The organism is Azospirillum griseum, from assembly GCF_003966125.1.
Taxonomy (GTDB): Bacteria; Pseudomonadota; Alphaproteobacteria; order Azospirillales; family Azospirillaceae; genus Azospirillum; species Azospirillum griseum.
Genome location: NZ_RXMA01000002.1, coordinates 175,214 through 194,700 on the forward strand (window position 1 = coordinate 175,214; position 19,487 = coordinate 194,700).

Annotated in this window: 15 protein-coding genes and 1 tRNA gene; 3 read left to right on the top strand and 13 right to left on the bottom strand. The window is 66.2% G+C overall.

The features are described 5' to 3' along the window. Positions 1-5 precede the first annotated feature (5 nt). The 3 genes from gmk (at position 6) to EJ903_RS03440 (ending at position 3,134) form a co-directional block, all read left to right on the top strand. Positions 6-671 (top strand): guanylate kinase, encoded by a 666-nt coding sequence (gmk, locus tag EJ903_RS03430; protein WP_126612148.1) that lies wholly within the window; start codon positions 6-8, stop codon positions 669-671. Positions 672-915: 244 nt separating this feature from the next. Then, positions 916-1,821 carry a hypothetical protein gene (locus EJ903_RS03435; protein ID WP_126612150.1) on the top strand — a complete coding sequence of 302 codons (906 nt, stop codon included), beginning with the start codon at positions 916-918 and terminating at the stop codon, positions 1,819-1,821. A gap of 32 nt (positions 1,822-1,853) precedes the next feature. After that, on the top strand, positions 1,854-3,134 hold the full coding sequence (locus EJ903_RS03440) for a GGDEF domain-containing protein (RefSeq protein ID WP_158627868.1): 1,281 nt from the start codon (positions 1,854-1,856) through the stop codon (positions 3,132-3,134). A 36-nt stretch (positions 3,135-3,170) separates the two neighbouring features. Here the strand turns inward: EJ903_RS03440 and kdsA are convergent, their stop codons facing one another. From kdsA to EJ903_RS03505, 13 genes are all read right to left on the bottom strand, one after another. Further along, the gene (gene kdsA / locus EJ903_RS03445; RefSeq protein WP_126612154.1) at positions 3,171-4,001 is read right to left on the bottom strand and encodes a 3-deoxy-8-phosphooctulonate synthase; all 831 of its coding nucleotides are present in this window, start codon (positions 3,999-4,001) and stop codon (positions 3,171-3,173) included. 246 nt (positions 4,002-4,247) lie between these two features. Further along, on the bottom strand, positions 4,248-6,074 hold the full coding sequence (locus EJ903_RS03450) for an autotransporter domain-containing protein (RefSeq protein WP_126612156.1): 1,827 nt from the start codon (positions 6,072-6,074) through the stop codon (positions 4,248-4,250). Between the two features lie 200 nt (positions 6,075-6,274). Then, positions 6,275-7,906, bottom strand: a complete 1,632-nt coding sequence (locus EJ903_RS03455) for a CTP synthase (protein WP_126612158.1) — start codon at positions 7,904-7,906, stop codon at positions 6,275-6,277. Positions 7,907-8,049: 143 nt separating this feature from the next. Then, complete coding sequence (gene secG, locus EJ903_RS03460) at positions 8,050-8,367, bottom strand: preprotein translocase subunit SecG (protein ID WP_126612160.1); 318 nt, start codon at positions 8,365-8,367, stop codon at positions 8,050-8,052. A 108-nt stretch (positions 8,368-8,475) separates the two neighbouring features. Then, positions 8,476-9,231, bottom strand: a complete 756-nt coding sequence (gene tpiA / locus EJ903_RS03465; RefSeq protein WP_126612162.1) for a triose-phosphate isomerase — start codon at positions 9,229-9,231, stop codon at positions 8,476-8,478. A 152-nt stretch (positions 9,232-9,383) separates the two neighbouring features. Then, positions 9,384-9,458, bottom strand: a tRNA-Val gene (locus EJ903_RS03470). 82 nt (positions 9,459-9,540) lie between these two features. Then, positions 9,541-9,831: an HU family DNA-binding protein gene (locus EJ903_RS03475; protein ID WP_158627871.1), complete on the bottom strand. Its 291-nt coding sequence runs from the start codon at positions 9,829-9,831 to the stop codon at positions 9,541-9,543. A 143-nt stretch (positions 9,832-9,974) separates the two neighbouring features. After that, a complete protein-coding gene (gene lon, locus EJ903_RS03480; protein ID WP_126612166.1) occupies positions 9,975-12,398 on the bottom strand; it encodes an endopeptidase La in 2,424 nt (807 codons plus the stop codon). Positions 12,399-13,012: 614 nt separating this feature from the next. After that, positions 13,013-14,059, bottom strand: coding sequence for a tyrosine-type recombinase/integrase (locus EJ903_RS03485; protein WP_126612168.1), 1,047 nt, complete (start codon positions 14,057-14,059; stop codon positions 13,013-13,015). A gap of 379 nt (positions 14,060-14,438) precedes the next feature. Further along, positions 14,439-16,592 carry a hypothetical protein gene (locus EJ903_RS03490; protein WP_126612170.1) on the bottom strand — a complete coding sequence of 718 codons (2,154 nt, stop codon included), beginning with the start codon at positions 16,590-16,592 and terminating at the stop codon, positions 14,439-14,441. Continuing rightward, a complete protein-coding gene (locus EJ903_RS03495; protein ID WP_126612172.1) occupies positions 16,589-17,017 on the bottom strand; it encodes a plasmid mobilization protein in 429 nt (142 codons plus the stop codon). The genes EJ903_RS03490 and EJ903_RS03495 overlap by 4 nt, the downstream gene beginning before the upstream one ends. A 244-nt stretch (positions 17,018-17,261) precedes the next feature. Then, positions 17,262-18,350 carry a DNA-binding protein gene (locus EJ903_RS03500; RefSeq protein ID WP_126612174.1) on the bottom strand — a complete coding sequence of 363 codons (1,089 nt, stop codon included), beginning with the start codon at positions 18,348-18,350 and terminating at the stop codon, positions 17,262-17,264. 216 nt (positions 18,351-18,566) lie between these two features. After that, positions 18,567-19,343 carry a hypothetical protein gene (locus EJ903_RS03505; protein ID WP_126612176.1) on the bottom strand — a complete coding sequence of 259 codons (777 nt, stop codon included), beginning with the start codon at positions 19,341-19,343 and terminating at the stop codon, positions 18,567-18,569. Between the last annotated feature and the right edge of the window lie 144 nt (positions 19,344-19,487).

Consider the following 19,487-nt stretch of genomic DNA (forward strand, 5'->3'; position numbering starts at 1 on the left):
CCGCAATGGCCCCGATTCCCTCACCATCCACCACCGCTCCGAAGGACATCTCCCGCCGTGGGCTGATGCTGGTTCTGTCATCGCCATCCGGGGCGGGCAAAACCACGATCTCGCGCCGCCTGCTGGAGCGGGAATCCGGCATCACCATGTCGGTGTCGGCCACCACGCGGGCCATGCGCCCCGGCGAGGTGTCCGGAGTCGATTATCATTTCATCGACCAGGCCCGCTTTGACCGGATGGCGGAGGACGGTGCCTTCCTGGAATACGCCCGCGTCTTCGGCAACTGCTATGGAACTCCGCGCGGCGCGGTGGACGAGGCGCTGAGCGCCGGGCGTGATGTGCTGTTCGACATCGATTGGCAGGGCACCCAGCAGTTGGCCGAAAACGCGCGCGACGATCTGGTCAGCGTCTTCATTCTCCCCCCATCGGGAGAAGAGCTGGAACGCCGTCTGCGCGGCCGGGCGCAGGATTCGGCGGAGGTCATCGCTGGTCGCATGGCCAAAGCCTCCGACGAGATCAGCCACTGGGCCGAATACGATTATGTGATCGTCAACCGCGATGTTGACGAGAGCGTCGCGGCGGTGACGGCCATTCTTCACGCCGAACGACTGCGCCGTCGTCGACAGGTCGGCATGACACAATTTGTCAAAAATGTTCAGGCCGCGCTGTAAGAACAGACGGAAAACAATCAAAAACAGGCGTTCACCGGCACCAATTGGGGAAAACCCGATCCGTTTCCGTGTTGGCTTTGCAATTCACGATTCTTATAATCCAACAGCGGATGTCTGTGAATGAACACGCATTCGCTTCACAGACGCGCCTCTTTGCTGCTCCTGCGGGAGATCGGATGCGACAACGGCGTTGCATCCGGTGGGCAGCCGGTAAGGATGGGTGGAACTGATTGAGGAGCTGCGGATGGTCCGTTCCCTGACGGCAGGATTGGTCTTTGCCCTGTGCTTGGCCACCGCTGTCATCGGCACGGCGAACGCGGCGGGATCGGCTGACGCAACAGACAGTGAAAAGCCGACCATCACGTGGTTGCTCAACGATTTTCCACCCTTCATTCAGGTGGATGGCCCCTTGCCGGGTAAAGGATTCGTTGATGCGGCGGTTCGCCACATCATCGAACGAACCCCGGAATTCAACCACCGGTTCGAAGTGTCGGGAATCGCCCGCGCCTTGAATCTGATGCAATTGGGTTTGCCCGTTTGCCACCCGGCGCTGTTGCCGACCTCGGAACGTCTGGCGTATGCCGTTGCCAGCCGCCCGGTTCATTTTGCCCTCCCCCATCATGTGGTGGCGCGCGCCGACAACGCCGACCGCCTGCGTCCGTTCCTGAACGCACAAGGGCGGATCAACATTGATGGGCTGCTGAACGACACCAGTCTGAAGACCTCGGTTACGGAGCAGCGGGCCTTTGCGCCAGCCATTCAATCCGCCTTGAACGCGCGCAAAGGGGCACCGAACATTCTGATGACCGGTGTCCATTTCAACGCGCCGTTTCTGCAACTGGCCGCCGGGTGGGTGGACTACATCATCGCGTATCCGGTGGAACCGCGCTGGTACATCAGCAATGAAACAACCCCTGGAGCGTCGCTGGTGTATTTCCCCATCGTTGGGGTGGAAGACTATACTCTTGGGCATGTCCTCTGCACCAAAGGGGCGGTCGGTGACGCGTTGATCAAGCGGATCGATGCGATCGTGGCAGCGGCGTCTCCGCGCCCGCCATGGATCGATGTGGAGGTCGCCCTGTCCGACTCCGCCAGCGCCCAACAATTGGAAGATCTGTTGACCCGCTTCAATCCATACACCCGGCCGTAAGGATCACGAGGCTGGCAATGGAACACGCGCCGGTGTCGAGAACAATGGTCCGCAACTGGTCACGTCTTGGCCCCCGGCTGTTGCTGTGGGTTCTGCTCATCAGCGGCGTCATCACCCTTGCTTCGATCACCCTGCAAGTGACGATGGAATACCGGCGCGACATGAGCAATCTGCGCAACGCCCTTGACGTGATCGAGAAAATGGAACTGCCAAGCCTGACGGTGGCCGCCTGGAACTTCGACCGGAACCAGCTTCAGGCCCATGTCGGCGGTATGCTGGAATCGCCATGGGTGTCCGCCGCGCAATTGCGCTATGGGGTGAAGGAGAACGCCGTCATCACCGCCGGGGATCTCGGGGCGGACATGTCGGACGTTCGGGAATACCCGCTGCTCCACATCAACGGCACAACGCAGGTGCAGGTCGGGCGTCTTCTCGTGCGCCCGAACATGGAGGAGGTGCATCGGCGCACCAAAGAGCGGCTGGTGTTGATCCTGGGCACACAGATCGCCAACGCAATCGTCATGTCGGCGTCGCTGTTGCTGCTGGTCTCGGCTCTCATCACCCGGCATCTGCACCGCATGGCCGCCTTTGCCCGTTCATTCGTGCCCGGTGAAACCTTCACCCCTCTGGCGCTCGACCGGGGACAGTCGCCGCCCAACGACGAGTTGACCCTGCTGCAGGAAAGCCTGAACAACGCCTACCACCGCCTGAACGACGCCCACGCGCGCGAACAGCGCCACATTGAGGAGTTGGAGCGTTGCGTCGCCATCCGCACGGAGGAACTGCGCACCATCAACGCCCGCTTGAGCGAAAGCGAGCAGGCCATGCGGGTTCTCGCCCACAGCGATCCGCTGACCGGCTTGGCCAACCGTATTCTGTTGGATGAGCGGTTGGAGCGCGCCCTGTCACGGGCGGTGCGGCATCGGCGCGACGTGGTGGTGCTGTTGATCGATCTCAACGACTTCAAGCCGATCAACGACCGCTACGGTCATGCCGCCGGCGATGATCTGCTGCGCACCCAGGCCGACCGCATGCGCCTGCTGCTGCGCGACACCGACACACTGGCCCGCATTGGCGGCGATGAGTTCGTCGTGGTGCTGGAGGATCTGGAACCGAAGGCCGACATCACCCGCGTGATCGACGCGATGGCCACCGCCCTGTCCACCCCCTGGGTGTGGGAAGGCAAAACAATCACGGTGTCGGGCAGCATCGGCCTGGCGCGCTTCCCCGCCGATGCGAACAACGCGGCGGCACTGCTGCGCCACGCGGACGACGCCATGTATATCGCCAAGCGGCTACGGCGGCGGGCCTGAACCGCCGTCGCCATCGGTCGGAACGTGGTCGGGAAATCAGTGGCTTTTGGCGAGACGATCAAACGCCTGAAGTCGGGCCAGCAGGGCGGGCATCTCCGCCAACGGGACCATGTTCGGGCCATCGCTGGGCGCGCAATCCGGGTTCTCGTGCGTTTCCATGAACACCGCCGCCACACCCACGGCGATGGCCGCGCGCGCCAGGACCGGAACGAACTCCCGCTGTCCGCCTGACGTGGCACCCTGCCCGCCCGGCTGCTGAACCGAATGGGTGGCGTCGAACACCACCGGGAATCCGGTTTCCGCCATGATCGGCAGCGACCGCATGTCCGACACCAAGGTGTTGTAGCCAAAGCTGACGCCGCGCTCGCACAGCATCACCCGCTCGTTGCCGGTGGCGACCAGCTTGGCGGCCACGTTCTTCATGTCCCACGGGGCGAGGAACTGGCCCTTCTTCACATTCACCGCCCGCCCGGTCTTGGCGGCGGCGATCAGCAAATCGGTCTGGCGGCAGAGGAACGCCGGAATTTGCAGAACATCGACCACCTCGGCCACCGGGGCGCACTGCTCGGCCTCGTGCACGTCGGTGATGACCGGGCAGCCGTACCGTTCCTGGATTTCGGCGAAGATCGGCAGGGCATTGTCCATGCCCAAACCGCGCGCGGTGGAAATCGAGGTGCGGTTGGCCTTGTCAAAGCTCGATTTGTAGATCAACCCGATGCCCAGCGCGGTGGTCATCTCCACCAAGGCCGCCGCCGTGGTCAGGGCGTGATCGCGGCTTTCCATCTGGCAAGGCCCGGCGATCAGGGTGAAGGGGCGGTCGTTGGCGATGGTCAACGAGCCGACCTGAACGGTGCGCGGCGTGGTCATGGGACGGGGGAACTCCAAACAAACGGGCCAGACAGAAGGGAGGAGAGCGACGGCTCCACCCCACACATGGGGCTGCCGCGCCGGGAGGGAAGCCTTGCCCCCAACCCGCACGGCGCTTTGTGAATCCCACCAAAGAGCGGGCAGGTCAACGCGCTTGCAGCCAACAGCGTGGACTGTGCCACAAAAAGCCGGGCGCGGCTTTGCCCACTGGCCCCGCCGCGCCCGCCTTGCCCTCCCGAACCGCGATCAGAATCCGACGCTGACCCCGGCATACGCGCCAAAATCACGCGTGCGCTGCTGCGCCAGCCGGGCGTCGATGCCAAGCGTGCCGGTGACGGCGTCGGCCAAACGCACCGTCGCGCCCGCCGTGGCGTTGAGCCACCCGCGATCGCCCTTCGCCACCGTCATGCTGTAGGGCAAGGTCGACACGCTCCTGCTCTCCACCGTGATGCTGCGCTCGGCGCTGGAGAACTCCCGGCTCAGCGTGACCTTGGCGAAGGGGCGAACCGATCCGGCGTCGTAAGCCACCTGATAACCGACGCTGCCCACCAGGGCGTTGCGCCGCTGCTCGCGATAGGTGAAGCCGAACAGGCTGCTGTCCTCGCTGAAGCCCTCGACCGAGACATGCTGATACCGCAGGCCCAGCAACGGCCCGTGGGTCAACCCGCCCGCTGAGAACTCGTATCCGGTTTCCAGCGCGAACGACGCGTTGATGCCTTCGGTGCTGCCGCCGGTGGAATGGTCGGTTCCATTGATGGTCACGCCACGACGCAGATCGAAATTGGCAAAGCCGAAGGAGCCGACCCCGCTGACATACAGTCCATCGACGCGATACAGGCCATAGGCGCTGGCGACATACTCCCGCTGCTTGTAATCACCACCGGTGGAAAAGGCCCCCCGGTAATGGGAAATCGTGCCCGCAACGCCGACCAGCAGGTTGTCGGTGAACCGCTTGTCCACACCCACGCTGAGATTGAGCGGTGTTCCCCGCGCTCCCGCCTGGTCGCCTTGGCGGTCAAAGGTCAAACGCCCGCCACCGCCGACGATCCAGGCTCCGGATTCACCGGTCTTGCGGGTCCACAGATTGGCCGCCGCCTGCGCCTGCACCAAGGTCATCACCCGATCACGCGTGTGCAGCGGTGATTCGGCCAGACGCGCGACGTTGCCGGGGGCCGACAAGGCGTTCAGCACAAAATCGGAAATGGCACGATGCCCGGCGGTGGTCGGGTGAACCCCATCGGCAAACAGATAGCTTTGCGCCGCCGTCGAGGTCGCCAGGGTGGAGGAGGTGCAGAGCAGGGAACTGCTGGTGGTGCAGGCCGTGCCGGTGACGTTGCTGAAGCCGTAGGAGGCCGGGTTAGCCACCGCGTCGCGCAGCAGGGAATAGGTGTCGATGGGAATGACCGACACCCCGGCGTTGCCCAACCCCAGCGTGACCAGTTGGTTGTAACCGCTGACCAACTGCGTGATCTGCGCCGCCGCTGTCGCGCCTTGCGCCTGACCAAAGGGGGTCAGGCCGATGTCCGGCAGGGTCGGGACCAGGATCGTTTTTGCTCCCGCCGCCCGCAGCCGCGCCACCTCCCCCACCAGATCGGTGGCCGCCTGGGTGATCGCCGCCTGCGCGGTGGAGGGGCTGGCAAGTGCGGCAAAAATGTCGTTCGCCCCACCCCACACCGAGTACAGCGCGTTCGGATCGGCCCGCCCACCGGTCGAGGCCAGATAATTGGTGATCTGCGTCCGCACCGGGGTGGCCGTGGCGGTCGGGGCCGTCGCCGGAACGCCGGGCAATTGCGACACCCGCGCGCCGCCAACCGCGTAATCGGTGCCCCCCGACACCGCCGGAGTCGCCGATTTGCCATAGGCGGACGCGACATTCTCCGCCCACACCGGCCCCGGGTTGGTGGTGAATTTGCCACCGGTCGGCACCACGGACCGGAAGGTCCCGCTGTCGGTCAGGCTGTCGCCAAAGAAGATCGTGCTGGAATAATCCCCAGCCGACGCCGACGTTGCGGCAAACGCCAGCACCGCAGCCACCGCCGATCCGGCGACCACCCTGTTGCGAAACGAACCCATGCGAATCCTCCCCAACCCAAATTGCTTGGTTCCCTAGCCAATGGGATGCTCGCACAAGGGTGACGTTCGCTCAAGGACTATGACGTATACGGCATTCTTAAAACGTATTGGTTCATCCGATGCGCTCAGGCGCAAAAGAAAACCCCGCCTTCCTGGGAAGGCGGGGCTGCAAACCGGACAGAAAGAACTCGCGCGATGAATCAGACCAGACGGCTCTGGTCCATCGCCGCCTTGATGAAGGCGGTGAACAGCGGGTGCGGCTCGAACGGCTTGGACTTCAGTTCCGGGTGGAACTGAACGCCGATGAACCATGGGTGATCCGGCAGTTCGACAATTTCCGGCAGTTCGCCATCCGGCGACAGGCCGGAGAACAGCATGCCGCAATTTTCCAGCCGGTCCTTGTAATAGACGTTCACCTCGTAACGGTGACGGTGGCGCTCGCTGATCTGGGTGGCTCCATAGACCTCCGCGACCTTGGACCCGTCGAGCAGCTTGGCCGGATAGGCACCCAGACGCATCGTTCCGCCCAGATCGCCCACTTCCGTGCGGCGTTCCAGCGTGTTGCCGCGCAGCCATTCGGTCATCAGGCCGACGACCGGGTTGCCGGGCTTGCCGAGTTCGGTCGAACCGGCGTCCTCGATCTTGGCGAGGTTGCGCGCCGCTTCGATGACCGCCATCTGCATGCCAAAGCAAATGCCGAAATAGGGAACCTTGCGTTCGCGGGCGAATTGGGCCGCGCGAATCTTGCCCTCGGTGCCGCGCAAGCCGAAGCCGCCCGGCACGAGAATGCCATGGACGTTCTCCAGCCGCTTCACCGCCGCCTCGTCATCCTCGAAGATCTCCGAATCGATCCAGTCGAGGTTGACCTTGACGTTGTTGGCGATGCCGCCATGGGTCAGCGCCTCGGCCAGCGACTTGTAGCTGTCGAGAAGGCTGATGTATTTGCCCACCACCGCGATGGTGACTTCGCCTTGCGGCTTGCGCACGCGGTCGACGATGCGGGTCCAGCGCGACAGATCCGGGGCCTTGTCGGTCGGCAGACCGAAATAGGACAGGACCTGCGTGTCGAATCCCTCTTCGTGGTAGCTGATCGGCACCTGATAAATCGAATCGACGTCCAGCGCCGCGATCACCCGCTCCGGGCGGATGTTGCAGAACAGCGCGATCTTCTTGCGCTCGTTCTCCGGGATCGGGCGGTCGGCGCGGCACAGCAGGATGTTGGCCTGAATGCCGACGCTGAGAAGCTCCTTGACCGAATGCTGGGTCGGCTTGGTCTTCAGTTCGCCCGCCGTCGGGATGTAGGGCAACAGGGTCAGATGGATGAACAGGGCGTTTTCCGGCCCGACCTCGTTGCCGAACTGGCGGATCGCCTCCAGGAACGGCAGCGATTCGATGTCGCCCACCGTACCGCCGATCTCGATCAGGACGAAATCCTCCTCGTCCGAATCGGCGCGGATGAATTCCTTGATCTCATCGGTGATGTGCGGAATGACCTGGACGGTCCCACCCAGGTAATCGCCGCGCCGCTCCTTGGCGATCACGGTGGAATAGATGCGCCCGGTGGTGATGTTGTCGCCGCGACGGGCCGAGACGCCGGTGAAGCGTTCATAGTGCCCGAGGTCGAGGTCCGTCTCCGCCCCGTCGTCGGTCACGAAGACCTCGCCGTGCTGGTAGGGACTCATCGTGCCGGGATCGACATTCAGGTAAGGGTCCAGTTTGCGGAGCCGAACCTTGTAACCACGAGTCTGGAGGAGTGCCCCGAGCGCCGCAGACGCCAGGCCCTTGCCCAGCGAAGAAACGACGCCACCAGTGATGAAGATGTAGCGAGTCATGTCCGTCCGAAAAGCTTGAGAGCCGTTTCCTGTCCCCAGAAACCCCGCCGACGCGTTGACCGCGCGCGTTCGGGATCCTCAAAAGAAAGAGGCGGCTTCGGGGAGGCCGCCTCGTCTGTCGCACCCGTGCCGAAACGCAGCCGTTACTGGCTGACCGGCGGAGCGGGTTGGGCCGGAGCCGCCGGCAGAGCCGGGATCGCGGACGGCAAGGTGTCGATGATGGAGGTCGGCTTGGAATGACCGCCCGCCAAGATCGCCAGAATGATGCTGGTGGCAAAGAAGCTGCCCGCCAGGATGCCTGTGGTGCGGGTCAGCAGGTTGGCCGTGCCACGGGTGCTCATCATGCCGCCCATGGTTCCGCCGCCGATGCCAAGGCCGCCGCCTTCCGAACGCTGGATCAGGATCACGCCAACCAGCGCGACCGCAATCAGCAGGTGAACAACGAGAATCACCGATTCCATGCGTTCCGTTTCCCCACGCCCATCCTGAAAATCGAATAGCGCGCCACAGGCCGTATGACAGGCCCGTGGCGCGCGCCCAGTGTTTTTACCGCGCCATCGCGCGATATGCTAGCGGCAACTGGTCGCGATGGCCCAGAAATCGTCAGCCTTCAGCGAAGCCCCGCCGACCAGCGCGCCATCGACGTTTTCGACCGCCATCAGTTCGGCCGCGTTGCTGGGCTTCACCGAGCCGCCATACAGGATTTTGGCGGCACCCGCGTCGGCGATCTTGCCCTCCAGTTCCGCCCGGATGTGGGCGTGCACCGCGCGCACATCCTCCGGCGTTGCCGTCTTGCCGGTGCCGATCGCCCAGACCGGTTCATAGGCGATCACCGTGTTGGCGGCGGTGGCCCCCGCCGGGATCGATCCGGCCAACTGGCCCGACACCACCGCGTTCGCCTGCCCGGCGTCGCGCTGCGATTCGGTTTCGCCGACACAGATGATGGCGATCAGGCCCTGGGCGTGCGCAGCGGCGGCCTTGGCGGCGATCAGCGCGTCGCTTTCGCCATGGTCGGCGCGGCGTTCCGAGTGGCCGAGGATGACGTACCGGCATCCGGCATCGGTCAACATGGTCGGAGCGACATCGCCGGTGTGCGCTCCGGAGGTCTTGGCCGCGCAATCCTGGCCGCCCAGCGCCAACGCGCTGCCCGCGATGGCGTCCGCGACCGGAAACAGCAGCGGGAACGGCGGGCAGATCAACAGGTCGAAGGCGGTCGCCCCGGCTCCGTTCACACGACCGGCAAGGTCCGAGGCGAGCGCCAGCCCATCGGCCTTCAGCCCGTTCATCTTCCAGTTTCCAGCGATCAGCTTCCGACGCGCGGTCATGGTGTGTCCTTTTTATGAAGCGTTTGGGGCGCGCCCCTGTCTAGCAAGACCCGCTTCGGATTTCCACCGGCCCGACCATAGATTTTCCGTCAACGACAAAAGGCCCCACCATGGGGGCCTTGCGCGATCATCGGGCCTGGGACAGGCTGGTGTGGTGGGCGATGAGGGGATCGAACCCCCGACATTCTCGGTGTAAACGAGACGCTCTACCGCTGAGCTAATCGCCCGGCTGCTCCACACAGACAACCGGCACAAACAAAACCGGCCGGGTACGGCCCGGCCGGCGGCACTATGCCCCACGAGGCGTGATCAGTTCAAGGCGTCCTTCAAGGTCTTGCCAGCCTTGAACTTCGGCTGCTTGGACGCCGGGATGTCGATCTTCTCGCCCGTGCGCGGGTTGCGGCCCTCGCTGGCGGCGCGTTCGGCGACCGCGAAGGTGCCAAAGCCCACCAGACGCACCTCGTCCCCCTTCTTCAATGAGTCGGTGATCGCATCAAAAACCGCATCAACCGCTTTGGTCGCATCCGTTTTAGACAATCCCGACGCATCGGCAACGTGCGCCACCAGATCATTCTTGTTCACGAAATCCCCCTTCCGAATTCGGCAAATACTCAATGGGAAAAAGCCGCCCCACGACTTTCCAGGGGCAAAGGATAATCACAGCGTTGCCCGCCCGTCAATTGGCGACGAGCGGGCACGTTGGTCACACCGCCGTGTTCAAACCATGATTGTCCACGGTTCGATCAATGACGCAGATGATCGCCGGTCGCGTCACCCGTCTTTTCCGCCTGCGCCTTCGCCGCCGCCGGATCAACCTCCGGTTCCGTCCATTCGATGGGCGTCACCGGACGGGTCAGGGCGTTGCGCAGCACCTCGTCCACCGTGCCGACCGGGATGATCTCCAGACCGCGCTTCACGTTGTCCGGGATGTCGGCCAGGTCCTTTTCGTTGTCCTTCGGGATCAGCACATGCTTGATGCCACCGCGCAGGGCGGCGAGCAGCTTTTCCTTCAGGCCGCCAATGGGCAGAACGCGACCCCGCAGGGTGATTTCCCCGGTCATCGCCACATCCTTGCGGACGGGAATCCCGGTGAGCACCGACACGATGGAGGTGGCCATCGCCACACCGGCGGACGGACCGTCCTTCGGCGTCGCCCCTTCGGGGACGTGGACGTGGATGTCCTTCTTCTCGAACAGGGTCGGCTTGATGCCGAAGGCCGTGGCCCGTGACTTGACGTAGCTTTCGGCCGCCTGCACCGATTCCTTCATCACGTCGCCCAGCTTGCCGGTCGTGGTGACGCGGCCCTTTCCGGGCAGCCCCACCGCCTCGATCGACAGCAACTCGCCGCCGACTTCGGTCCAGGCCAGGCCGGTGGTGACGCCCACCAGATCCTCAAGCTCCGCCTCACCGAAGTGAAAGCGGCGCACGCCCGCGTATTTGTCCAGGTTGCGACGGGTCACGGCGACCTTGCCGGCCCCGCCCGTCTTCAGCATGATCTCCTTCACCGCCTTGCGGCAGAGGTTGGCGATCTCGCGTTCCAGGCTGCGCACACCGGCCTCGCGGGTGTAGTAGCGGATCAGGTCGCGCACGGCGTCGTCGGAAATGGTGAATTCACCCTTCTTCAACCCGTTCGCCTCGATCTGCTTTTCGATCAGGTGGCGCTTGGAGATCTCGACCTTCTCATCCTCGGTGTAGCCCGCGACCCGGATGATCTCCATGCGGTCCAACAGCGGCTGCGGCATGCGCATCGTGTTGGCCGTGCAGACGAACATCACGTCCGACAGATCGTAATCGACCTCCAGATAATGGTCGTTGAAGGTGCCGTTCTGCTCGGGATCAAGCACCTCCAGCAGCGCCGACGACGGATCGCCGCGCCAATCAGCCCCCAGCTTGTCGATTTCGTCGAGCAGGAAGAGCGGGTTTGACGATTTGGCTTTCTTCATCCCCTGGATGACCTTGCCGGGCATCGAACCGATGTAGGTCCGGCGATGCCCGCGCACCTCGGCCTCATCGCGCACGCCGCCGAGCGACATGCGCACGAAGTTGCGACCGGTCGATTTGGCGATCGACTTGCCGAGCGAGGTCTTGCCGACGCCGGGCGGGCCGACGAGGCAGAGGATCGGTCCCTTGACCTTGTTCATCCGGTTCTGGACGGCGAGATACTCAAGGATGCGTTCCTTGACCTTCTCCAGGCCGTAATGGTCAGCGTCCAGCACCTTTTGCGCCAGCTTCAGGTCGCGCTTGACCTTGGTGCGCTTCTTCCAGGGAATCGACAGCATCCAGTCGAGGTAATTGCGCACCACGGTCGCTTCCGCCGACATCGGACTCATCGAGCGCAGCTTCTTCAGCTCCGCCAGCGCCTTGTCGCGGGCTTCCTTGGAGAAGCGGGTCTTGTTGATCTTCTCTTCCAGCTCCGCCGATTCATCGCGACCGTCCTCGGTCTCGCCGAGTTCCTTCTGAATCGCCTTGAGCTGTTCGTTCAGATAATACTCGCGCTGCGTCTTCTCCATCTGCCGCTTGACGCGGTTGCGGATGCGCTTCTCAACCTGAAGCACACCGATCTCGCCTTCCATGAAGGCGTAGACCCGCTCCAGGCGCTCCGACACGGTGGCGCATTCCAGAAGCTGCTGCTTTTCGGGAATCTTCAGCGCCAGGTGGGACGCGACGGTGTCGGCCAGCTTGCTGGAATCCTCGATCTGGTTGATCGAGACCAGCACCTCCGGCGGAATCTTTTTGTTGAGCTTGATGTATTGCTCGAACTGGGAGACGACGGCGCGGCTCAGCGCCTCCAGCTCCTGGTTCTCGCCGATCTTTTCCTCGACCAGCTCGGCCTGCGCCTGGAAGAACTCTTCGTTGTCCGAGAATTTGGTGATGGCGGCGCGCTGACCACCCTCGACCAGGACCTTGACGGTTCCATCCGGCAGCTTGAGAAGCTGCAACACGGTGCCGACGGTGCCGACGCTGTAGATGTCGGACGGAGACGGATCGTCCTGCGCCGCGTTCTTCTGGGTGACGAGAAGGATCTGCTTGTCGTCCTTCATCACGTCTTCCAGAGCGCGCACGGACTTCTCACGCCCGACGAACAGCGGCACGATCATGTGGGGAAACACCACGATGTCGCGCAGCGGCAGGACCGGGTAGAGGGCACCACGGGAGAGTTCGATCATCGGCAAAGCCTCAATGGATGGATCGCCGCCAGCCCGGAATGGGCCTGATGTGATACCCCGCCTCCGGTTGAGCGCGAGGGACCGTCTACGGCACGGGAGTAACGTGGCACACGCCCCCGCCCCCTTCAAGGGGGTGAGAACCTGCCAACGGTGTTTTCCGAACCGTAAGCCGACCGGAAATCGCCGTGAACCCGCCCCGTCAAACCGAATCGCAGGGCGCAGAGGGGGCTAGTTTGGGATTCACCACCGTTCGACGCTGATTTCGGCCTCGCATGGCCCACGACGTCCAGCCATCAACGCCCCAACCTCGGCGATTCGCCGCTGCCTCCCTCTGGATTTGGACAAAGGACCGCGCCGCAATCGCCACGGTGCAAAGCCGCCGAAATGCCCCCCGGCCATCACACTCAAACTGTTTGCGCAAACCCCATGAAAAAAGCCCCACCGAAACCGGCGGGGCTTTTCGCAACGGCAACAGCACCACCAATGCTCCCGACACGCACAACACGTCAGGAGCACCGGTGTCGCGCATCAGACCGAATAGTACATCTTGTACTCCTCTTCGACCTTGAACGCATTGAATTCACTTGGTTTTGGAGCAGAAAAAGTCTAACGCGTTAGACTTTCTTGTTCCGGCGACGTTCCGCCTTCTCCCACTTTTTGATGGCCGCCCGAGCCATCGCGCCCGTGCGTGGCAGGTACGTCTCGAGGATTTGCCGCGTCGTCTGGATGTTGTGTCCGGATACGGCGCTGACCTGTGTCTCGGTTGCTCCAGCCTCGGCCATGCGCACGCAGGCCGTACGCCGCAGGTCGCGCGCCTGCAGCCCGGAGTCGGCGAGGCCGGCCTTGGCCAGGATCTCCCGGAAGGCAGCGTTGAACGCCGGGTAGCTCACCGACTTGCTGCTGTACGCGACGATGGTGGTGGCCGTTGGCCGGAGGTTCTCCAGGTGCGCGACCAGCGCCGAGTGACACGGCACTTCGACCAGCTTGTTGGTTTTTTGCTGGCGGACGAGGGCGGCGCCCGACCGCAGATGCGACCAACCCATCTTGAGCATGTCGATTGGGCGCTGGGCGACGTAGTGCAGCAGATGGAACGCTGTGATCATGGCCTCGCCGCGCGGGTGCGACGCCGCGGCCTCGAGCCAGGCGGCGATCTCCTCGTCGGACCAGATGCGCTCGCGGGCCGCCGGTGCCGAGAGATCAAGTTTGGAAGCGTGGTTGTCCGGGACGATCCGCCAGTACTGCGCCGTTTTGAACAGGTTGCGGAGCACGGCGGCGACCTTCCGGTCATCGCCGATTCCCTCATAGGTTTCGATGAAGTCGAGGACCATGCGGCGGTCGAACACCTCGAACGGCAGGCCGGGGCCGAGTTCGTGAATATCGTCCAGGAAGCGGTTGTAGTACTTCAGCGTGCCCGCCGACAGCTTGCCGTAGGATTTGCTCTCCTTGTACTTGCTGATGACCCATGCGATGCTACCCTCCGCTACCACCTGCACGCCAGCGGCAGCGCGGTCAGCTTGGGCATTGAGCTGCTCGGCCCGCGCGAACCGCTTCACCGGGTCGTCAGGCAACCGGCACAGCGGATGCCCTTTGCGATCCCAATACCACCGCGACTTGCCGTTAGCGTTACGCCGCTCGGTTACGTAGCGCAGCTTTACGCGCATTGATGGACTCCGTGAGCTTCGTCTTGGCGTGCGATGCTGTCCCGGCGGAATCTTTGCTCAGTCCGCTGAGTCCGTCGAGGGCGTGGTCGAGCGCTCGAAGGTCACAGACGTTCCGCGCGATTCCGGCTCGGTTGAGCGGGAGCGGAGGCGGGTAGAGCCCGGCCTGGATCGCCCTCTCAAAGGAGGGTGCGGACAGACCGACGTACTCGGCGGCCTCATCGATCGTGAGGCATCGTTTCGAGATGTTGGTCGGCAGCACCTTTCGCATCGCATCACCTTGGATGTGACGGCACCATCGCCGCCGGGGCGTATTTCGGTCCGGCGATTTCGGGCGTCCCCGAACCGCAGAAAAAAGTGCGGGAACTTGGTGCCGAATCTTCTATGCGTCAGTGATCTCTCGCTCCGGTCCCGTTCGACGCCTGGAGGTGGCGCGGTGTCCAGCGGGGGTGGTGCCGTCGGACGTACGGTCCATAACGCGGACGGCCGCCGCGCTCGGCGGGTAGGCACGGTCGAGCCCGCGGTCATGGGCTGAGCGCGCTTCAGGGCGGCTCCGCGTGAGCGCCTGGGTCAGAACGCCGCACGCCTCCTCGGTCGTGCCACTTCCGCCGTCTCGGCGCAGCAGAAGCCGCGCCGCCGCGACGAGATCCCGCCAAGCCCGGCGCAGGCGCCCCCGAGCCTCCTCGAGGCGGTCGGCCCTGGCCGAGCGGACCTTCCACCAGTCCAGAAGGGCGCTGACGTAGGACCCGAGCTGATCGGCGAGGGCCAGGTCGACGGGGGCAGAAGTACCGACTGCGGGTTCCGCGAGGCGCGGTCTTTGCGCTGTCAGATCCCGGATCCGGCGGGCGGCGGTCTTGGCCGCGTAGGCCTCGCGCCGCCGGTCTTCGTCCGGCGATGCGACGGATGGCGGAGACGGCACGCTGAGGAGCTGGACGTCGTTCCACTCTGTCCGGTGGGGCTTCGGCGGACGGGATGGGCGAGACCGCGCGCCGCCGGTTGCTGGCGGGGCACCCGGACCGCCGCTAGCCACCGAGGTCCCGGCGGGCGGCCGAAATCGGACCTCCGTGTTGTCTCCATTCCGATCTGCGGGCGGTGCGCGACGATCCCGTACCGGTGCGGGACGGCCCCGGAGCGCGGCGCTGCTGGACGGCTGGACGGCGGACGGCGACGCCACCTCCAGGGCTGTCGTGTCCTTCACCGCCGATCTTGCCTGCCCGGAAGCCGGGGCCTTGACGCGTACCGTCGCCGGTGCGCGGCTTGCGCCGCACCTGCCTTCGCGCTGGTCCTGCGACGGCGGCGCCATGATGGCGGCGCCGGCTGGGAACGCCGTCGGGAGCGTGACGGCGGACCGGACTGGCTCCGCCTGCGGAACGTCCTCCACCGTCTCCACGATGTCTTCGCCAACGCCGGGAGTGGCGGCGCTCGATGTCGTCGACACCGATGCGCCGGCGCCCAGCCGGCAGATGATCGGCGCTGGGGACGGCCGCGTCGGGGCGACGTCGTCGGGCTCGGTCGGCCAGTAGGAGTCCGCCTCGTCCATCGGCGTCAGCGCGACGGGTTCCTTCCGCTTCGCCGGCGAGGTGACAAGATGGGCGCCGAGCCCGCTCGTCTTCACGGAGGACGACCGTGCATTCTCCGGGACCGCGTCCTCGCGCAGGCGGCCGCGAAGCTCCTCGACGGTCGGCAGCGCGTCGAGGACGCCCTCGAGATCCTTGCGCACGCGCGCCGCGGTCCAGGCGCCGCGCTCGCCGGCTGAGAGCAGGCGGTGAAGTGCCCAGGCTTCCCCGGCGGCGTCGACCGCGAGCACCGCGTTGCGCCGATCACCCCGGGCAAGGGTGAAGCCGGCCTCGGACAGGGCCGCGCGGCGCGCCTGCGGGCTGTCGGCAAGCCGCCATGCTGCGGCGGCGCACTCGGCGGCGGTCGCCTTGCGGGAGCCCGAGCGGCTCTCCTGCTGCGCCTCGGCTTCCGAGCGGTCGGCACGCGGACGCCGCCGTTCGGTCAGGCCGCGGAGTTGTCCGGCTTCGTCGCTGTAGCCGTGCTGCTCGAGGTAGTTCACGACGGCCCAGTTGTGGGCGCCCTGCGTCAGGGGGTGCTCGAAGCTCAACTCGCAGAGCCGGGCGACGACCTCGTTCACCCGGTGCGTGAAGCCGAGGTGAACGGCCCGACCGTCCGCCTGAATGCGCAGATAGACACGATGCCGATGGCTGGGCCAGCCGGTGTCGCCGGGCTTGCCGTGCTCCACCTCGATGAAGGGCTGTCCACCGAGGCCGTGCTGCCGCTCGTAGATCTCCCACGCCTCGGCCCACTGCGTCCCCGACAGCGGCTGGGCGGGCGAGATGGCGGCGTGAACGAGAAAGTCGCGCGCCCTTGACCCAGAGAGGCGCCATTGCGCCTCGAACTGGCGCAGAACGAGCTGGACATCCAAAGCGATGACGTCGCGCCCGCCGACGATCGCCACCGACTCGTTGGTGTCGGTGCGGGTCAGGTGAGCGGCGAGCCAGGCGGCGCGATCCCGCTGGGACGTCTTGACGATCATGGCGCCCGCGTCCCCAGCGCCGCGGCGATGATCCGTTCGGCCAGTTCCAGAACGGCCTTCTCGGCCTTGGCATAGCCGGCCATGGCCGGTCTGACGGCACCGGCGTTGCCGCGGGCGGCCAGCTGATTGAGGAGGGCACGGATGTGCCGGAGGTCGCTCTGCAGGGCGCCGAGGAGAGGAAGCGCCGCCTGAAGCTCCGGCGACGCCTTGATCGTTCGGGGGCGGCGGACCCTCGGGATGGCCTGCCCGGTGGCGGAGAGGGCGGCGGCGCGGGCGTACTGCGCCGCCGACATCCCACGCTCCTCGCCGGCGCGCCGGAGGGTGGCGAACTCGTCCGGCTTCACGCGGTAGGTGACGATGCAGGACAAGGCGCGCTGTTCGCTGCCGCTGCCGATGCGGCCGGGGTGTCGGGGCGTTCGCGGCATCGCGGCCTCCTGGGTGGGTCCACGGGAGGGCTGGCCCCTCCCTGGCGGGGTCCACGGGGCGGAGCCCCTGGCCGGCCCTGCGCGCGTTGAAGCCCCTCGGGGGCGTAAACCGCGCACGGCTGGCCGGCCCCTGAAGGGGCCGAGGCGGCCGGAGAGATGGCGGTCGGCAGCAGCAGCGCAACGGGAAGAAGGGCGATCGGGACTGCAGGGAGGACGGTGTCGGTGGCCGACGCCGTCCTCCGGGTCAGGCGGCGGCGACCGACGGGGTCGGCGCGCCGGACGCCCCATCGTCGACCGGAGACGGCGCGGCCAGCACCAGGTTGGCCAGCGGCTGGTCGGCCGAGATTGTCTCCGGCACCGGCGCCGGCGCGGTGCTGTCCTTCACGCGCGCCGCCGCTGTGGTGCCGGCGTGCTTCGCCGGGCGGGAGCGGGGCGGAGCCGGAGCCGCCGACGGTAGTGCAACGGCGCGGGCCAACTGGCTGGTCAGTTGTACGACGACCTCCTCCAGCGCCTTGGCGCGCCCGGCGATCTCGGCGCTGGCGACGAGCTGGGCCGATAGCGCGGTGATGCGGGCCTCGGCGGCGTGCAGAGTTGCCTCGAGCGCCGGGACACGCGAGGCAGCCTCGAGCGCACCCTGATGCCGGAGTTCGGCCTGAGCAGCGGCGTCCCGCAGATCCGCGATGCGGGCCTCCGCCGTCCGGGCCTCGGCCTGCCACCGCTGGAGATCGAGCTCCAGCGTCGGGATGCGTGCCGCCGCCTCAGTCCGTTCGCGGATCCGCTCGATCGCGTGGGCGGCGGCGGCGCGCAGATCGTCGGGATCGTCGGACGGCTCCAGTTCGACGGTCGCCAGCAGGATGGCGACGATCCCCTGCAGCGCCTCCACCTCGGCGGCGACGGCGTCAAAGTCCGTCTCGGTGCGCGCCCGGCTCTCCTCGAGGGCGCGCCGAAGCGCCTCGTTCTCCACCCGCGCCGCGGCGACGGCGGCGGTCCGGGCCGCCGTCTCCGCGTCGAGAAGCTGCGCCGCCCGCTCCCGCTCGTCCGCGATCGTCCGCGTCATGATCCGGGCGACGGTCCGGTTCAGCCCGTCCGCGACTTCCAGCCACTCGAGCGGCAGCTCGACCGGCACCTCGTCCGAAGGCGGCGCGGACGGCGCCGGAGGCGGGGGTGCCGACGGGGACGAACCGGCGCCGATCTGGCGCAGGTGGCGGGCGATCGTGGTCATCGAGCCGCCGCCGATCTGCTCCCGGACCGCCTCGTAGGTCGGCGGGATGTCCCGTGCGACGAGGCTGTCGTAGGCGGCCTGCACCGCGGCCCGTGTTGCTTTCTGCGTCATGGTGTCTCCCCGGTGGCGTTCTGTCGCGGTGATCCAAGAACGGGGCCGGCGCCGCTACGGCACCCTACGCTCCTACACCCCTACGGCCGGCCAGGGTGTAGGGGTGTAGGCTATGGCGCCACCCCTACGGGCCATATGGTTCCCTGTGGGCACCCTGTTTTGAGACGCGCACGGGGCGCCGCCGCCATCCGGCGCGGCGCCCGCTTCCGTGACCCGTCAGGGGCCGAAGGGTGCCTCGACCTTGGAGAAGGGCAGGATGCGGCCGAAGCCGCGCAGCGGGCGCAGGGTCGGACGCTGGAGTTCGAGGCGCAGGCGGTCGATCTGCCGGTCATCGACCACGACGACGAGGCCTCCGGGGGGCTGGCCCGCGGTGACGAGGATGTCGTTCAGCCGAACCAGAGCCTTCGTCGCCTTCCCGGCGTTGGTCTCGACTTCGTAGAGCCGGAAGAGTCGGCCGTCGCGCAGCACGGCGACATCGACCTGGGCGAGGCTCCGCTCCGCCGCCGCGTCACCGAGACTGGGGAGGGTCTCGACCAGCCGATCCCGCAGACCGGGATGCCGGCCGCGGTCCCCCGGCGGCAAATAGACGGTGTCGCCCAGCATGAGGTGGACGCCGGCCAGCAGTCCCTGGAGGCGCTCGTGCCGCGACGGCGGCCGGGGCACGCCGGGGACGGCCGCCGGGGAGCCGGTGCCCGCCAGCGCGACCGCGCGGATGAGGGAGCCCGCCCGCACCTCGATGTCGGCGTAGCGGCCGCTCCGGGCGGGCGGAAGCAGCTTGGCGCGCAGTTCGTTGGCGATCTGCCCGGTCGCCTTGCCGGCGCGGTGCGGAGCGTGGGCGGCGGCCAGCATCTCGGCGAGGCGGCTCGCGTGGAGCCAGCTCCCCAGGATGGCTGGATTGCGCAGCAGGCTGAGAGCATCGCCGACGAGAGAGCCCGGCCGATGGCGGGCGGAGGCGTGCACGACGGACGAAAGCATGGCGGTCTCCTCGAACATCCGGCCCGCCGGCACAATGCCGACGGCGGAGCAAGGAGGGCGGGACGGCCGCCGATGTCCGCGTTCTGCCGGATCACCCGCGTGGATCGCCACCCCGCCGCGCGGCGGCCGCGCGTTCCGGAACCATCGGATGAGCCATGAAAA

Coding starts and splice junctions, on each gene's coding strand:
- gmk (WP_126612148.1), top strand. CDS start 6: ATGGCCCCGATTCCCTCACCATCCACCACCGCTCCGAAGGACATCTCC.
- EJ903_RS03435 (WP_126612150.1), top strand. CDS start 916: ATGGTCCGTTCCCTGACGGCAGGATTGGTCTTTGCCCTGTGCTTGGCC.
- kdsA (WP_126612154.1), bottom strand. CDS start 4,001: ATGACCACGCCGCGCACCGTTCAGGTCGGCTCGTTGACCATCGCCAAC.
- EJ903_RS03450 (WP_126612156.1), bottom strand. CDS start 6,074: ATGGGTTCGTTTCGCAACAGGGTGGTCGCCGGATCGGCGGTGGCTGCG.
- EJ903_RS03455 (WP_126612158.1), bottom strand. CDS start 7,906: ATGACTCGCTACATCTTCATCACTGGTGGCGTCGTTTCTTCGCTGGGC.
- secG (WP_126612160.1), bottom strand. CDS start 8,367: ATGGAATCGGTGATTCTCGTTGTTCACCTGCTGATTGCGGTCGCGCTG.
- tpiA (WP_126612162.1), bottom strand. CDS start 9,231: ATGACCGCGCGTCGGAAGCTGATCGCTGGAAACTGGAAGATGAACGGG.
- lon (WP_126612166.1), bottom strand. CDS start 12,398: ATGATCGAACTCTCCCGTGGTGCCCTCTACCCGGTCCTGCCGCTGCGC.
- EJ903_RS03485 (WP_126612168.1), bottom strand. CDS start 14,059: ATGCGCGTAAAGCTGCGCTACGTAACCGAGCGGCGTAACGCTAACGGC.
- EJ903_RS03490 (WP_126612170.1), bottom strand. CDS start 16,592: ATGATCGTCAAGACGTCCCAGCGGGATCGCGCCGCCTGGCTCGCCGCT.
- EJ903_RS03495 (WP_126612172.1), bottom strand. CDS start 17,017: ATGCCGCGAACGCCCCGACACCCCGGCCGCATCGGCAGCGGCAGCGAA.
- EJ903_RS03500 (WP_126612174.1), bottom strand. CDS start 18,350: ATGACGCAGAAAGCAACACGGGCCGCGGTGCAGGCCGCCTACGACAGC.
- EJ903_RS03505 (WP_126612176.1), bottom strand. CDS start 19,343: ATGTTCGAGGAGACCGCCATGCTTTCGTCCGTCGTGCACGCCTCCGCC.